Below are 13,969 nucleotides of genomic sequence, written 5' to 3' on the forward strand. Positions count from 1 at the left end.
CAAGCTGACCTTCCTCGCCCACCAAACCCCCGCCGAACACCAGCTGGGGTTCGCTGCCGCCTGCCCAGCTGAGGCGGGATTTACGGGTCAGATTCATACGGCGAGGTCAGTGCGGATGCACCTCGTCGTGAGCCTCTTCGAGAGAGGATCCCGCCAGGAACGCCGCGACCCCGCCGGTGAAGTTGGAGCACTCGAAGATGTCCTCGTGCGGGCAGGCCAGGCCATGGGCGATGGCGGTGCGGGCCACCTGAGCCTGGGCGATCCGTTGATCCAGCTCGGCGAGCTTGCGCTGGTACAGCTCCCGCCAGCCGTCGCCGGCCGGCGAGCGAGACGCGATGAACGCCTTGATCTCCCGCAACGTGAAGCCGACATCTCGCAGCAACAAGACCACGCCGACCAGCCCGATCGCCGACGGCGGATAACGCCGTTGGCCTGAGACCCGGGCCGGCGCCGGCAGCAGGCCGAGCTCCTCCCAGTAGCGCAGAGCGGAGGTGGCGACACCCGTACGGCTCGCCAGCTCGCCGATCGTCAACTGCTCACCCATTTGACTTCAAGCATACTTGAAGCCGTTGACTGGCGATCATGCAGACAACAGGCGCCTCCCTCAAGCAACGCGCGCTCAGAGCATTGGTACGCCAGGCGCACCACCCCCGGGGCGTCGTCGGATGGGCGATCGGCCGGATGTTCGCTCATCGCCCCTCCAACCGGCGGCGCAACACCTGGGCGGTGTCGTTGCTGGACGTGCGGCCCACCGACCGGGTGCTCGAGATCGGCTTCGGTCCCGGCCTCGCCATCCGCGAGCTCGCCGGGCGCGCCACCCAGGGCCACGTCTTCGGCATCGATCACTCGCAGGCCATGGTCCGGCAGGCCACCCGTCGCAACGCGGCCGCCGTCCGCGCCGGCCGCGTACACCTCACGCACGCCTCCGTGGAGCGGCTGCCGAGCTTCGGCGACCCCCTCGATGCCATCCTCGCCGTCAACTCCGTGGGGTTCTGGCCCGACCCGGTGCAGCGGCTTCGCGAGCTGCGCCGCCTGCTCCGCCCCGCAGGACGCATCGCGCTCGTCAGCCAGCCCCGCTGCCCCGGTGCCACCCGGGACACCACGACCCGAGCCGCCCAGGAGCTGCAGGACCTGCTCACCCAGGCCGGCTTCACCCATCTACGGGTCGAGACCCTCGAACTCGACCCGCCCGTCGCCTGTGTGCTCGCCGACAATCCGACCGGCCTGCCTTCATGACCGCGGCGGACACACCCACCGGCTTCATCGCATGAATCGGCGATGGCAGGGTGAACGGCCGCATAACCGCCGCCGACCACGACGGCGAGCGCGGAGCCGTTGCCCAGACGTCCTCACCGACAGAGCGAAGAAGTCCCACTGCGCTCAGCCTCCTAGAAGGCCCACCATATGGACATGACGAGCAACGACGAGACAACCGGCGGCGGAGCCCTGGACAAGGTCACCGCGTGGCAGGCCCTGACGCCGCTGATGGACCTGGTGACCCCCATGGCGCTCCGGGTGGCCGTCACCCTGCGGCTGCCCGATCTGATCGACGAGAACGGCTCGGACATCGACGACCTGGCCGCCGCGGCCGGCGCCGACCCGGACGCGCTGGGCCGGCTGCTGCGCCAGCTGATCAGCCGTGGTGTGTTCGCCGAGCCCCGGCCCGGCACGTTCGCGGTGAACGAGACGGCCGCCCAGCTGCGGCGGGACCACCCGTCCGAGACGTGGCGGTGGCTGGACCTGGACGGGTTCGGCGGCCGGATGGACCTGGCCTTCACCGGCCTGGCGGACACGGTACGGACCGGCCGACCGGCCTGGCAGGCGGTGTTCGGGGCGCCGTTATGGCCCTACCTCGACGCGAACCCCGAGCTCAGCGCGTCCTTCGACGCGACGATGGCGGCCGACGACGGATACCGCGAGCTGGCGGAGGGCTACGACTGGCCGGCGCTGACCCGGGTGACCGACGTCGGCGGCGGCACCGGGGTGCTGCTGGCCGAGCTGCTGCGGCGCCACGACGGCCTGCGCGGCGTGCTGATCGACCTGCCGGACACCGCCTCACGCGGGCAGCGGTACCTGGCCGGACGCGGGCTGGCGGACCGGTGCGAGACGGTCGGATGCAGCTTCTTCGACGAATTGCCCGGCGGGGCCGACGCGTACGTGCTCAACCGGGTGCTGCACGACTGGGCCGACCCCGAGGCCAGCGCCATCCTGCGCCACTGCGCCGCGGCGGCGGGCCCGAGCGGCCGGGTGCTGATCCTCGAGTCGCTCAGCAGCCCGCGAGCCGATCCGGCCGCGTTCGCGGAGATGAACCTGCGGATGCTGGTCCTGACCGGCGGCCGGGAACGGACCGTCGACGACTACCGGGCGCTGGCCGCGAGCGCCGGGCTGCGACTGTCCGCCGTGCACGACGTCCCGCCGCGGCACACCGTCATCGAGTGCGTCCACGCCGGCGCCTGACCCCCTCGAGTGTCAGTGGCCTGTGCCAGAGTGAACCGCATGCTTGCGATCACGGTGCAGACGGAGAACGGACAGCGGCACACCCGCGTCACCACGCAGGAGCTGGCCGAGCTGGTCCGCCGGACCGGCGAAGGCGACGACCGGTTCCTGGTCGTCCAGCGCATCCCGGATCTGCCCGACGTCTACATCCAGGTGTGGCACGAAGCGGGGGGCGAATACACGCTCGAACACCGCGACAGCGGCCCCGAGCGGCACTTCCAGGTGACGCTCGGGGAGCCGGAGCCGGTGCTCGCGGCCATGACCGGCTGGGCATGCCAGGACCACGACTGGGGGTCCGGGCTGGACTGGGCGTCGCTGGACCTGGGGCCGGCCCCGGATCCCGCTCCCCCGCTCGACCTTGACGACGATTCGCGTGAACGGCTCCAAACGCGCCTGCGCGAGGTGCTGGTCGGCGGTTATGCCACGCGAGCGCAGCTGACGGAGGTCGCGCAGGACTATCTCGTCTCCGGCGACCACCGGCCGGTCTCACGCGAGCAGGCAGGGCAGCTGGTCGACCGCATGTGGCTGGAGCGCGTCGAGGAACAGGCCGCCTGGGAGGGCGAGACGGACCCCGAACGGCTCGCCCGGGCCTTCGCGGCACTGGCGCAGGCGGGCATCACGACCCGGGAAGACTTCGCCTGCTGCCGTTCATGCGGTGACGCGGAGATCGGCGGGGCCGGCGCGGCGGACGCCCGCGGCTTCGTGTACTTCCACTCGCAGTGCACGGACGCGGCCGCGCGGGGGCACGGGCTGATGCTCTTGTACGGCGCGTTCGAAGGATCAGCGGCCACGACGACGTCCATCGGCGCGGAGGTCACGGCGGCGCTGGAGGAGTGCGGCCTGTCGGTGGAGTGGAACGGCGACCCCCTGCATGCGATCACCGTCACACCGCTCGACTGGCGCAAACGGCTCGTCGGCTAGGCCCCGTCGTCCCGGCCATTGCCCGCCCTCCTCGAATCGCCCGCACGGCCCCGCCCCGGCGGACCCTCGGCTCAGGCGCGCTTCGGCTCGTAGCGCAGCGCGGTGATCCCGCAGTCGAACGGCCGGGCCGTGATCAGGCGCAGCCGCTTGTAGTCGCCGCCCTCCCCGAACACCGGCATCCCGGCGCCGATCGCGACCGGGTTCACGAACAGGTGGAGCTCGTCGAGCAGGTCCTGGGCGATCAGGCTCGACACGAGCGTGCCACCGCCGTAGGCGATCATGTCGCCGCCCGGCCGGGCCTTGAGCCCGTTGACGATCTCGGCGAGGTCGCCGCCCGCGACCACGGCGTTGTCCCAGGGCGACTCGGTGAGGGTGTTGGAGATGACGACCTTGGGCGTGTTGTTCATCTTGTCGATGGACTCCTTGTCCTCGCCCTCGGGCCCGGCCGCCCACGTCGGGATGAACCCCTCGGCGAGCCTGCGGCCCAGCACGATGCAGTCGACGGGGTCGGTGAACGCGTCGATGTAGGCGTTGATGTCGTCGGTCCAGGGGAACGTCAGCCAGTCCATCTCCCCGTTCGGGCCGGCCATGTAGCCGTCGACGGTCACCTGGACCTGGAGCTTGAACGTGCGCACGAGGTGCTTCCTTCCGGGCTGAGGGGGGTGTCGATCAAGAGGGTAGCGGCGGGTCCCCGCGACCCGCCGGATTTCCCTCCGCTCAGGCCAGGCACCCGTTCCCGCCGTGATCGTGGAGCCCGACCGCGCCTTCGTGGAGCCCGACCGCGCCTTCCACGATGCGCCGGTAGTCGGGGCACCGGGTGAAATCGTCCGCCGTGCACCGCATGAGGTGCTCGATCAGCGCCTTGGACGCCGCGATCTCCCGCAACCGCTCCTCCAGCGCCGCGTGGTGGCGCTGGAGGAGCGCCTGACGTTCGGCCTGGCCGCAGGCGGCGAGCATCTCGCGGATCTGCTCCAGGCTCATCCCCGCCGCCTTGGCGCGGATGATCGTCAGAACGCGGACGACGTGGTCGGAGGTGTAGCGGCGGCGGCCGCTCACCCGGGCGGCCGGACTCAGCAGGCCCATCGCCTCCCAGTGGCGCAGGACGTGCGGCGCGAGATCGAACCGCTCGGCCAGCTCTCCGATCCGCATGAACTCGCTCGACTTCATGTTCACATTAACTTGCAGAGTCGCCGCCACGTCAAGCGATCATGCTGCCGGTCGGCTTCCCCATGGAACGGGTTGAATCGCGAAAAGGCCGACCTGGGAGAACCGGCGCGTACGGGTCGTGCGATAGATACACCGTGAGACCGTTCCCCTTCCGGCGGCGCGTGGCCCCGGACGTCACCGCGCAAAGCGATGACGCCGACCTCATCACCGCCGTCGCCGCGCGGAGCACCGTCGCCCTGCGCATCCTCCATCAGCGCCATGCCCCCTGGTTACGCGCCCGGCTGGCCCGCCGCTGCGCCGACGCGGACGCCGTCGACGACGCGCTGCAGGAGACGTTCCTGGCCGTGTGGCGCTCGGCGGGCGGCTTCCGCGGCGACAACCCGGCCGGCTGGTTGTGGACGATCGCCATCCGCCGCCTGATCTCCGCCCTGCGCGGCCGCGGCTCGCGCTGGATCGGCTCCGGCATCGAACCAGGCGAAAGCTCGCCGGTCGCCTCGGCCGAGGACGTGGTGCTGCTGAACGTGGAGCACGGCGATCTCGGCACCGCCCTGACCAGGCTCTCCCCCGAACTGCGCGCCGTCATCGAGGCGACCGTCCTCGACGGCCTCACCACCAAGGAGGCCGCCGGTCTCCTGGGCATCCCGGAAGGCACGGTCAAGACCCGCGCGATGCGGGCCAGGGCCCGGTTGCGCGAGGAGCTGTCATGAGTAGCTGGCACATCTCTGACGACCTGCGCGAGCGCTACCTCGAAGGCAGGCTCGAACCGGCGCAGGCCATGTCCGTGGACGCGCATCTCGGCCGTTGCGCCGGCTGCCGGGCGGCGGTGCCGTACGAGAAGGACTGGCTGGAGGCGTCCTGGGCGCGGCTGGAGGCCGAGCTGATCACGCCGCGCCTGAGCCTGTCCGAGCGGTTCCTGCGCCACGGCGGGGTGCCTGACCACCTGGCCAGGCTGCTGTCGGCCACGCCGACGCTGAGCCGGGCCTGGCTGGCCGCGGTGGTGGCGGTATTGGCGTTCGCGGTGCTGGCGGCGCGCCAGCAGGCCGAACTGTTGCCCGCCTTCCTGATCGCCGCGCCGGTGCTGCCGCCGGCGGGCATCGCGCTCGCCTACGGGCCCCGCGTCGATCCCGCACACGAACTGCTGGCCGCCACCCCGATGTCGGGGCCGCGGCTGCTGCTGACCCGGGCCACGGCTGTGCTGGCGGTGTCGGTCGTGCTGGCCGGGCTCGCCTCGCCGCTGCTGCCGGCGCCGCCCGGGCTGGCCGCCGCCTGGCTGCTGCCCGCGCTCGCCGCCGCCGCGGGCTGCCTCGCCCTGTCGAGCCGGCTGCCCGTGCCGATCGCCGCCCTCGCCGTGGGCGGGATGTGGCTGGCCATCGTCGGCACGGGCCGCTTCGTCGGCGACTGGCTCGCCGCCTTCGGTCCCGCCCCGCAGATCGGGTACGGCGTGGCCGGCCTCCTGCTGACCTACCGCCTCTACCGAGTGAGCGCCAAATGATCCAGATCAGGCAACTGACCAAGACCTACGCCGCCAGACGAGCACTCGACGGCCTCGACCTGACCCTCGACACCGGCGTGACCGGCCTGCTCGGCCCGAACGGCGCCGGCAAGACCACCCTGCTGCGCTGCCTGGCCACCACCCTCGCCCCCGACCGCGGCACGGTGGACGCCTTCGGCCTGAACCCGGCCGACCGTGTGCAGCGCACCGCGCTGCGGCGCAGGCTCGGCTACCTGCCGCAGAACCCCGGCTCCTACCCGCACTTCACCGCCTTCGACCTCGTCGACTACGTGGCGATCCTCAAGGAGCTGACCGACCGCGAGCACCGGCACGCCGAGGTGCGCCGGGTGCTGGCCGAGGTGGACCTCACCGACCAGGCCAAGACCAAGGTGCGCAAACTGTCGGGCGGCATGCGCCAGCGGCTCGCCCTGGCCCAGGCCCTGCTGGGCGAGCCGGACCTGCTCATCCTCGACGAGCCGACCGTGGGGCTCGACCCTGAGCAGCGGATGATGTTCCGCGCGCTGGTCTCACGGCTCGGCGAGAGCCGTACCGTCGTGTTGTCCACCCACCAGACCGAGGACGTCGCCGCGCTGTGCGAACGGGTGGTGGTCATGCGGGACGGCCGGGCGGTCTTCGACGGCACCCCCGGCAGGCTCGCGGCCGTGGCGGAGGGCCGGGTGTGGCTGTCGGACACGCCGCCCGCCACCACGGAGCTGTTCTGGCGGACGGCCGACGGCCGCTACCGCACGCTCGGCGCGCCCCCGCCGGCCGCGGACGCGGCGGTGCCCGGCGTCGAGGACGGCTACCTCATGCTGCTCGGGGAGGCGGTGTGACCCGGCGGCTGTTCCTGTTCGAGACGCGCAGGCTGGCGCGGCACCCGCTCGTGTGGGGCGCGACCGTCCTGGTGCTGGCGCTGCAGACCTACCTCAGCCGCGACCAGCAGCCCGACCTCACGATGGACCCAATCAACGCCACCGGGCTGGCCACCTGCCTGGCCGCGGCGGTCCTGGTCGTGGCGAGTCTGGCCGCCTCGCGCGACGGGCGGCACGGCATGCCCGAGAGCCTCGCGGGCCTTCCCGGGCGGGCCGAGCACCGAACGCGGGCCCTGCTGCTGGCCACACCGCTGATCGCGGGGCTCGCGGCGGCCGTGGCCATGGGCGGCTACCTGGCGATCCGGCTGCTGAGCGGCCCCGCCGGGGGCCGGTTGGACGTGTGGGAGCCGCTGACGGCGGTGGCCGCCGCGGTCCTCGCCGCGACCCTGGGCGTGGCCGTCGGCCGCTGGTCACCGTGGCTGATCGCCGGACCGCTGGTGGTCGCCGTGCTCGGCTTCCTCATCTTCACGAACCCGGCGAACGGGCCGGCCCGCTGGCTGCTGCCGGTGATGCAGGTCCACCAGCCGGACTGGCCCGACCGCCCGTCGGCGGTCCACCTGGTGTACGTGCTCGCCGTCGCGGCGTTCTTCGGCGGGATCGCGCTGCTCAGGCATCGGGTACGGCCGGCACCCACGGCGGTCGTGGCGGTGGCGTTGGCTGTCGCGGTGCCATCGGGGGCCGCCGCGGCGTCCACCCGGCCGCCGACCATGTTCCCCACGAACGTGGAGCTGACCATCGACCATGTCGACTCCCGCGTGCGGGAGCGCTACTTCGGGCCACACGCCTACCGCTGCACGGTGCGGCAGGGCCTGAGCTATTGCGCCTTCCCGGGCTACGAACCGTGGATCCCGCTGTGGGAACAGGCGGTCCAGCCGGTCGTGGCGGCGCTGCCCGCCACGCTGCGAGCACCCCAGGTGCGGCAGATGAGCCCGAACTGGAGCTTCGCCGACGATTCCGGCGTGATCCGGCCGTCGATGAGCTGGGGGCATCCCGACCAGCGCAGGATGCTGGCCGAGGACGTGTCCTTCTTGGCGACCGGGCTGTACGACTCGGCCACCAGGCACTTCAACCGCTCCCGGCGCGCCGTACCGTGTGACGTGCGCGGGCAGGCCCGCACGGTGGTGGCGCTCTGGCTCGTCGGCCAGGTCTCCCCTCCCGAGGCCCGGCGGCGGCTCTATGTCGACCGTGACCTGGGACGCCTGTCCGGCCTGGACTGGGGCCCGGCCGAGATCGGCTACGCCAGGCAACTGCTGGCCTCCCCTGGCGCCCGCGAGAAGGTCCGGGCCAACTGGGACACGCTCGTCAAACCCACCACCACGATCGACCAGGCCTTGCCGCTGCTCGGGCTGGAACACGAGTTCAACGCGCCGATGGGAGCCACGCCATGCCTGTGACACTGCCCGCCCGCCCCCAGGCCGTCCCCTCCACCACGGCCGTACCCGCCCCGCCACCATCCCGCCAGCAGTTGGCGCTCCTGCTGGTGCGCCCCCTCGTCCGGGCCATCGACTGGGGGCCGCTGGCCGTGGTCGCCGCCTTCACCGCCGGACTGGTGAGCCTGGTGGAGTACGGGCAGGCACTGCCCGGGGGCGACGCGCTCGTGCTCATGCGCATCTGTGGCACCCTGCTCGGCGCGGCGGCGGCCTTCGGGCTGGTCGATGCCATGTCCGCCGACCTCGGCGCCGCCGCGGTCCCCCGATGGGTCCGGCAGGCGCTGCGCTGCCTGTTGCCCGGTGGCGCCGCGATCGCGATCTGGCTGGCGGCCTTCTCCTATGTCCTGACCCGCCTGCCGGAGGGCGCCCTGTTCCCTGTCGGCGACCTGCTCATCGAGGTGGGCGTCTGCCTCGGCATCGCGCTGGCGGCCGCGGCGACCGCCGTGCGGTTCGCACCCGGACGGCAGGCCGCCATGGCCGCCGGGGTGGTCCAGCTGGGAATGGTGCTGGGCACTGTCCTGCTTCCCGAGCAGGTCCGGCTCTGGCCGCCGACCTGCGGGTTCGGGTACTGGGATCAGGCCCACCTGTTCTGGCTGGCGATGCTGCCCCTGCCGTACCTCTGGCTGATCGCCGCGGGACGCGACCTGCGGCGCTGAACGGCCGGCGGGGTCAGCCTCACGGGCGGTTCCGCTTCCACTGCGCTACGAGGGGCTCAGCGAGTCGAGCAGCCGGAGGCGGTCGGCCGAATCGGTGCCGGGGGCCGCGCCCAGGAAGATGATCCGCTGACCAGGGTCGTCGGGCAGGCGCATGGTCTCCTCGTTGAGCTCCAGCGGCCCCACGAGAGGGTGGTCGATCCGCTTGACCGAGTACGTGCACTCGGCGACCCGCTGGGCGCCCCAGGCGCGGGTGAAGTCAGGGCTCTTGATGCTCAGCTCGCCGATCAGCTCGGCCAGCATGGGATCGTCCGGCATGTCGCCGGTGGCCATGCGCAGATAGGCGGCGACGTCGCCCGCATGCACCTCCCAATCGGGATAAAGGTCGCGCATCGCCGGGTCGAGGAACATCATCTTCGCCAGGTTGACCTGCTGACCGGGATTGAGCCCGTACAGCGCGTAGCCGAGCCGGTTGCCGCCGAGCAGGTCGAAATACCTGCCGACGACGATCGCCGCCTGGTCGGCGACCCCCGCCACCAGCGCCAGCACCGACGGGCGCAGCAGCTCGGGGCCGTAAGGGCGGCGTACCGCCTGCACCTGTTCGGGCCGGGCCAGCCGCAGCAGGTGCATGCGCTCATCGGCGGTGAGCTGGAAGGCGTTGCCCAGCGCCTCCAGCACCGAGTCCGACATCTGATGGCTCTCGCCCTGCTCCAGGCGCGTGTAGTAGTTCACGCTGATGCCGGCCAGCTGCGCCACCTCGTCGCGGCGCAGCCCCGGCACGCGGCGCTGCGTCCCGTACGTCGGCACACCGCCCGCCTCGGGCGTCAGCGCGGCACGGCGGGCCCGGAGGAACTCCCCCAACTGCTCTCCCATGCCCCCATTGTCACCGCCCGCGCGGGCCGCTCCCATCCCCTGGCATGGGTACCCAGGACAGGGGCAGGCGCCGCCGCGAGAACGCCGCCAGGGTGGAGGCATGAGCGACAAGAAGATCATTGCTGTGGTGGGGGCGACCGGAGCGCAGGGCGGCGGCCTGGTGCGCGCGATCCTCGCCGACCCCGACGGGCCGTTCACCGTCCGCGCCCTCACCCGCGACGCCGACTCCCCGCAGGCGCGCGCCCTGGCCGACCGGGGCGCGGAGGTCGTGTCCGCCGACCTCGACGACGAGGACAGCGTCCAGCGCGCCTTCGCCGGCGCCTGGGGCGCCTACGTCGTGACCAACTTCTGGGCCCGGCGCACCCCGGAGCAGGAGGCCGCGCGCGACGCCGCCCGCATGGAGATCGACCAGGCGCACGTGGCCGCCCGCGCCGCCAAGGCCAACGCGCTGCGGCACGTCGTGTGGTCCACGCTCGAGGACACCCGGCCGCACTTCGCCCACCTGGGCCGCCAGGTGCCGCTGCTGCTCGGGGACTACGCGGTGCCGCACTTCGACGCCAAGGCCGAGGCCAACACGGCCTTCACCGGCCTGGGCGTGCCGACCACGTTCCTGCAGACCACCTTCTACTACGAGGCCTTCCTCCAGGGACAGGGTCCGAGCCGCGACGCGAGCGGCCGGCTCGTGCTGACGCTGCCCATGGCGGGCAACCCGATGTCCATGATCGCCGCCGAGGACATCGGCCGCACCGCGCTGGGCATCTTCAAGCGGGGCCCGGAGTTCGTCGGCCGCGCCGTGAGCATCGCCGGTGAGCACGCCGGCGGCAAGGAGCTGGCGGAGAAGTTCACCACGCTGCTCGGCGAGCCGGTGACGTACGAGCCGCTCACCTACGACCAGCTGCGGGCCGCCGGCTTCCCGGGGGCCGTGGAGATCGGCAACATGTTCGAGTTCTACTCCGAGGCGTCCGCCTACTTCACCGGCGTACGCGACCTGGACCTGGTGCGCGAGCTCAACCCCCGGCTGAGCTCCCTCGACACCTGGCTGAACAAGCACCGCGACGAGATCGCGGCGACGATCTGACGACCACCGGGATCACGCTCCCGCCCCGGCGGTCGGACGTCCCCGGAAGATCCGCCAGATCAGCCACGCCTGCAGCAGACCGGCGCCGCACAGGACCACCGTGAGCAGCACCGGGTCCGCGACCTGCGGCGGCACCAGGTCCCACCCCCACCAGATCAGCCAGCCGAGGGGGAAGGTGACGCCGATGAGCGCGACGCCGGTCAGCAGGATCGGATCCTGCACCGTCAACAGGATCACCAGCGAGATCACGCCGAGAACCACCACGAGCGCGGCGTAGACAAGGGCGAGAACCGCCGCGACCAGGCCGTTCCTGTAACGGCGCATCCGACCACGTCCTTCAAGGGAGACAACGGCGTCCACCCACGATCCTTGCATGAACGCACGTCCGGGGCTGTCCTGAACACTTCGCGCGCAGGGACGATGTCGCGCCCCGGCCCACATCACCCCCCGTACTCCACCCGCCGTAGCCCCACCGCCCGATACCCCCCGGGGAGTATCGGGCGGTGTCGTCGCCGGGACGACGACACCGCCGCACCCGGGCCGCGATGCTCGAACCTCACCCGAAGAAAGGCATCGCCCCATGTCATCGACCCTGGTACGGCACATCACCCCCGTCCTCCCGGACCGCGCCCGCGGCGTGGTGGCCGAGGTGTACGCGCAGGTCAACGCGGAGTTCAGCACCATCGGCCCGGCCGTGATGATGATGTCGCCCTCCCCCGAGCTCATGGCCGCGGGCTGGTCGCTCATGCGCGAGAGCCAGCTGGCCGGCGACGTGCCCGCGCTGGAGAAGACCCTCGTGGCGCTCGGCGCGGCGCAGGCCAACGACCTCGACTACGACATCCAGGCGTTCCTGGCGGTGCTGCGCCTGCTGGGGGAGGCGCGGCTGGCCGACACCGTCGAACGCGGCGACCCGCCCGCAGACCCCCGGCACGCCGCCCTGCTCGACTGGGCCGCCTCCACCGGCGTGGCGGCCCGCGAGCCGCTTCGGCCCCCGTTCGCCGCCGGGCCCGAAGCGGCCGAATTCTTCGGTACGGTCCTGTTCACGCACTTCCTCGACCGGGTCGCGGCCGCCATGCTGCCCGCCGGGCTGACCCCCGGCACCCTCGGCCCCGACGACGAACCGCCCTTCGACGGCGCCCCCGTCCTGCGCCCGCTCGACCAGGACCTGCGCCCCGGCGCCACGCTCCCCCTGCTGGACGGCCTGCCCACCGCACCTCCCCCGTCGTGGGCGGCCGACCGGCCGATCGGCACCGCGTACGCCGCCCTCGCCGCCACCGCCGCCCAGGGCGCCGGCCTGCTCACCCCCGAAGCCGCGAACGTGACGGCACAGGTGATCGCCGAGCACCGCGGCCGCCTGCTGCCGGCCGGCGACCTGCTCGACCAGCCGCTGGAGAGCCTGACACCGGACGAGCGCGCGGGGGCGCGGGTCGCGATCCTCGCCGGGCTGGCGCCCCAGGCCATCACCGACGAGCACGTCGCCGCCTGGCGGGCCACCGACCGCCGCTTCAGCGACCACTGCACCGTCTTCCTGCTCGCCTACGGCGCCATGACCGCCGTCACCCACATCGAAGCCGACCTCACCGCCTGACCCCACCACCCGCGCGGGCCGCCCCAAAACCCACACGGCCCGCGCGGGCCGCCCAGCCCCCACGCCGCCCGCGCGGGAGCAGCACCCCGCCCCCCTCAATGACGGCGCGGCACGAACGCCGGCAACCCCGCCACGTCCACATCCGCGTCCGGCCACCGCCACCGCAGCGCCTCGGCCACCCGCCACCCCCACCCGGCCAGCCCCGGCAGCACCCCGAACGACTCCGCCACCCGCGCAGCCGCCTCCATCGTCGCCACCAGCTGCACCCGGCTGTCGTCACCCACCGCCCGCCCGTCCAGCAGGGACAACCGCTGCAACCGCAGCAACGCGTACGAGAAACACGCCGCTGCCAGCCCGAACCCGAACCGCCGATCGTCCTGCGCCTCCGGCACCCCCGCGGCCAGCGCCCGCCGGTACGCCTCCCCCATCCCGCCGTCCACCGACAACCACCCCGGACCCGGGACGTACAGGCAGACCGCATCGTGCAGCGCGTGGGTGAACCCGGCGAACTCGAAATCGATCACCCGCGCGTCCGGAACCCCCGACGACCGCACGAGCACGTTGTTCGCCTCGGCGTCACCGTTGCTCAACGCCAGGAACGGCCCCGGAGCCTCCAGCTCCTCCAACACCACCGCCAGCTCCCGCTCGGCACCGCCCGCCACCTCCAGCCCCAAGGCCGCGACCTGCAGCCGGCCCTCCTCCCGGAACCCGGCGAACCTCCCCGCGCAGTCCGCCACCCGATCCACCGCCCCCAGCGCCGCCCTGCGCGCGTAGTAGACCTCCGCCCGCCCGGCGGTCACGGCGTTGAGCTCGCCACGCACCCGGGCGAACGCCGCCAGCCGCTCCCCGTGCGCCGCCGCGCCGTCGGCCCGCAGCAGGCCGTCCAACGCCACCCGAGGCCTCAGATCCTCCAGCACCACCAGCCCGGCCTCCAGGTCCGCGGCCACCACCCGCGGAGCCAGCCGCACGCCGAGGTCGTCGGACAGGAACCGCAAGGCGGCCACCTCGCTCCGCAGCCGCCACGACTCCGAACGATCGGGACCGGGCCGATGGGGCCGCATCCACTTCACGATCACCGCGCCGGGCGGACGGCTCAGCTCCGCCCGCGCGACCGCCCAGGGCTCCAGTCGCCGCCACCCGACGACGGTGGCGGGCGCGAGCAGCCTTTCGACGTTGTTGACAAGGGTGTTCTGAGGGAGATCGAGGTCGACCACAGCCCCGGCGCCTTTACAAAGTAGACTCAGCGGGCCCCTTCGGGGCGTGGCACATGTGGGAAAATCCTGCTCGGTCGCTCGCCGACGTCCCCGAAATCATGGCGCAGCTGAGGCCGCAAAGTAGCTTGACGCTGGGAGCCGCTCTTTCGGGGCTGCGCATTGTCCGCCACGAGCACGAGGGTCCG

Annotated in this window: 16 protein-coding genes; 10 read left to right on the forward strand and 6 right to left on the reverse strand. The window is 72.6% G+C overall.

Annotated elements, in window-relative coordinates:
- Nucleotides 1-106: 106 nt before the first annotated feature.
- The gene (locus ABZS69_RS66325) at nt 107-544 is read right to left on the reverse strand and encodes a MerR family transcriptional regulator (protein WP_355395285.1); all 438 of its coding nucleotides are present in this window, start codon (nt 542-544) and stop codon (nt 107-109) included.
- 38 nt (nt 545-582) lie between these two features.
- On the opposite strand from ABZS69_RS66325, the gene ABZS69_RS66330 reads away from it, so the two are divergent.
- From ABZS69_RS66330 to ABZS69_RS66340, 3 genes are all read left to right on the forward strand, one after another.
- The gene (locus tag ABZS69_RS66330) at nt 583-1,236 is read left to right on the forward strand and encodes a methyltransferase domain-containing protein (protein ID WP_355395288.1); all 654 of its coding nucleotides are present in this window, start codon (nt 583-585) and stop codon (nt 1,234-1,236) included.
- A gap of 174 nt (nt 1,237-1,410) precedes the next feature.
- Nucleotides 1,411-2,457, forward strand: a complete 1,047-nt coding sequence (locus tag ABZS69_RS66335) for a methyltransferase (protein WP_355395291.1) — start codon at nt 1,411-1,413, stop codon at nt 2,455-2,457.
- A 39-nt stretch (nt 2,458-2,496) separates the two neighbouring features.
- Nucleotides 2,497-3,417 (forward strand): hypothetical protein, encoded by a 921-nt coding sequence (locus ABZS69_RS66340; RefSeq protein WP_355395294.1) that lies wholly within the window; start codon nt 2,497-2,499, stop codon nt 3,415-3,417.
- A 71-nt stretch (nt 3,418-3,488) separates the two neighbouring features.
- Here ABZS69_RS66340 and ABZS69_RS66345 read toward each other — a convergent pair whose 3' ends face one another.
- Together ABZS69_RS66345 and ABZS69_RS66350 are read right to left on the reverse strand one after the other, a co-directional pair.
- Complete coding sequence (locus tag ABZS69_RS66345; RefSeq protein WP_355395297.1) at nt 3,489-4,052, reverse strand: dihydrofolate reductase family protein; 564 nt, start codon at nt 4,050-4,052, stop codon at nt 3,489-3,491.
- Between the two features lie 82 nt (nt 4,053-4,134).
- Nucleotides 4,135-4,584, reverse strand: coding sequence for a MerR family transcriptional regulator (locus ABZS69_RS66350; RefSeq protein ID WP_355395300.1), 450 nt, complete (start codon nt 4,582-4,584; stop codon nt 4,135-4,137).
- A gap of 161 nt (nt 4,585-4,745) precedes the next feature.
- On the opposite strand from ABZS69_RS66350, the gene ABZS69_RS66355 reads away from it, so the two are divergent.
- From ABZS69_RS66355 to ABZS69_RS66375, 5 genes are read left to right on the forward strand one after another with little or no spacing between them, the layout of a single operon-like run.
- Nucleotides 4,746-5,291 carry an RNA polymerase sigma factor gene (locus ABZS69_RS66355; protein WP_355395330.1) on the forward strand — a complete coding sequence of 182 codons (546 nt, stop codon included), beginning with the start codon at nt 4,746-4,748 and terminating at the stop codon, nt 5,289-5,291.
- A complete protein-coding gene (locus ABZS69_RS66360) occupies nt 5,288-6,076 on the forward strand; it encodes a zf-HC2 domain-containing protein (RefSeq protein ID WP_355395303.1) in 789 nt (262 codons plus the stop codon). The genes ABZS69_RS66355 and ABZS69_RS66360 overlap by 4 nt, the downstream gene beginning before the upstream one ends.
- A complete protein-coding gene (locus tag ABZS69_RS66365) occupies nt 6,073-6,909 on the forward strand; it encodes an ABC transporter ATP-binding protein (RefSeq protein WP_355395306.1) in 837 nt (278 codons plus the stop codon). The genes ABZS69_RS66360 and ABZS69_RS66365 overlap by 4 nt, the downstream gene beginning before the upstream one ends.
- On the forward strand, nt 6,906-8,342 hold the full coding sequence (locus ABZS69_RS66370) for a hypothetical protein (RefSeq protein ID WP_355395309.1): 1,437 nt from the start codon (nt 6,906-6,908) through the stop codon (nt 8,340-8,342). The genes ABZS69_RS66365 and ABZS69_RS66370 overlap by 4 nt, the downstream gene beginning before the upstream one ends.
- A complete protein-coding gene (locus ABZS69_RS66375; protein ID WP_355395312.1) occupies nt 8,333-9,034 on the forward strand; it encodes a hypothetical protein in 702 nt (233 codons plus the stop codon). The genes ABZS69_RS66370 and ABZS69_RS66375 overlap by 10 nt, the downstream gene beginning before the upstream one ends.
- Before the next feature lie 45 nt (nt 9,035-9,079).
- Here the strand turns inward: ABZS69_RS66375 and ABZS69_RS66380 are convergent, their stop codons facing one another.
- The gene (locus ABZS69_RS66380) at nt 9,080-9,904 is read right to left on the reverse strand and encodes a helix-turn-helix transcriptional regulator (RefSeq protein ID WP_355395315.1); all 825 of its coding nucleotides are present in this window, start codon (nt 9,902-9,904) and stop codon (nt 9,080-9,082) included.
- A 100-nt stretch (nt 9,905-10,004) separates the two neighbouring features.
- Between ABZS69_RS66380 and ABZS69_RS66385 the strand changes: the two genes are divergently transcribed.
- Nucleotides 10,005-10,982, forward strand: a complete 978-nt coding sequence (locus ABZS69_RS66385; protein ID WP_355395318.1) for an NmrA/HSCARG family protein — start codon at nt 10,005-10,007, stop codon at nt 10,980-10,982.
- Between the two features lie 12 nt (nt 10,983-10,994).
- On the opposite strand, the gene ABZS69_RS66390 is transcribed toward ABZS69_RS66385, so the two are convergent.
- Nucleotides 10,995-11,306, reverse strand: coding sequence for a hypothetical protein (locus ABZS69_RS66390; protein ID WP_355395321.1), 312 nt, complete (start codon nt 11,304-11,306; stop codon nt 10,995-10,997).
- A gap of 256 nt (nt 11,307-11,562) precedes the next feature.
- On the opposite strand from ABZS69_RS66390, the gene ABZS69_RS66395 reads away from it, so the two are divergent.
- Nucleotides 11,563-12,570 (forward strand): hypothetical protein, encoded by a 1,008-nt coding sequence (locus ABZS69_RS66395; protein ID WP_355395324.1) that lies wholly within the window; start codon nt 11,563-11,565, stop codon nt 12,568-12,570.
- A gap of 95 nt (nt 12,571-12,665) precedes the next feature.
- On the opposite strand, the gene ABZS69_RS66400 is transcribed toward ABZS69_RS66395, so the two are convergent.
- Nucleotides 12,666-13,784: a hypothetical protein gene (locus ABZS69_RS66400; RefSeq protein ID WP_355395327.1), complete on the reverse strand. Its 1,119-nt coding sequence runs from the start codon at nt 13,782-13,784 to the stop codon at nt 12,666-12,668.
- Nucleotides 13,785-13,969: the final 185 nt, after the last annotated feature.

It is taken from the genome of Nonomuraea sp. NPDC005650, assembly GCF_040605375.1.
Lineage (GTDB): Bacteria > Actinomycetota > Actinomycetes > Streptosporangiales > Streptosporangiaceae > Nonomuraea.

Bases quoted from the DNA above. Each gene is read 5' to 3' on its own strand.
- ABZS69_RS66360 (WP_355395303.1), top strand. From the start codon at position 5,288: ATGAGTAGCTGGCACATCTCTGACGACCTGCGCGAGCGCTACCTCGAA.
- ABZS69_RS66330 (WP_355395288.1), top strand. From the start codon at position 583: ATGCAGACAACAGGCGCCTCCCTCAAGCAACGCGCGCTCAGAGCATTG.
- ABZS69_RS66340 (WP_355395294.1), top strand. From the start codon at position 2,497: ATGCTTGCGATCACGGTGCAGACGGAGAACGGACAGCGGCACACCCGC.
- ABZS69_RS66335 (WP_355395291.1), top strand. From the start codon at position 1,411: ATGACGAGCAACGACGAGACAACCGGCGGCGGAGCCCTGGACAAGGTC.
- ABZS69_RS66375 (WP_355395312.1), top strand. From the start codon at position 8,333: ATGCCTGTGACACTGCCCGCCCGCCCCCAGGCCGTCCCCTCCACCACG.
- ABZS69_RS66380 (WP_355395315.1), bottom strand. From the start codon at position 9,904: ATGGGAGAGCAGTTGGGGGAGTTCCTCCGGGCCCGCCGTGCCGCGCTG.
- ABZS69_RS66325 (WP_355395285.1), bottom strand. From the start codon at position 544: ATGGGTGAGCAGTTGACGATCGGCGAGCTGGCGAGCCGTACGGGTGTC.
- ABZS69_RS66385 (WP_355395318.1), top strand. From the start codon at position 10,005: ATGAGCGACAAGAAGATCATTGCTGTGGTGGGGGCGACCGGAGCGCAG.
- ABZS69_RS66390 (WP_355395321.1), bottom strand. From the start codon at position 11,306: ATGCGCCGTTACAGGAACGGCCTGGTCGCGGCGGTTCTCGCCCTTGTC.
- ABZS69_RS66395 (WP_355395324.1), top strand. From the start codon at position 11,563: ATGTCATCGACCCTGGTACGGCACATCACCCCCGTCCTCCCGGACCGC.
- ABZS69_RS66365 (WP_355395306.1), top strand. From the start codon at position 6,073: ATGATCCAGATCAGGCAACTGACCAAGACCTACGCCGCCAGACGAGCA.
- ABZS69_RS66350 (WP_355395300.1), bottom strand. From the start codon at position 4,584: ATGAAGTCGAGCGAGTTCATGCGGATCGGAGAGCTGGCCGAGCGGTTC.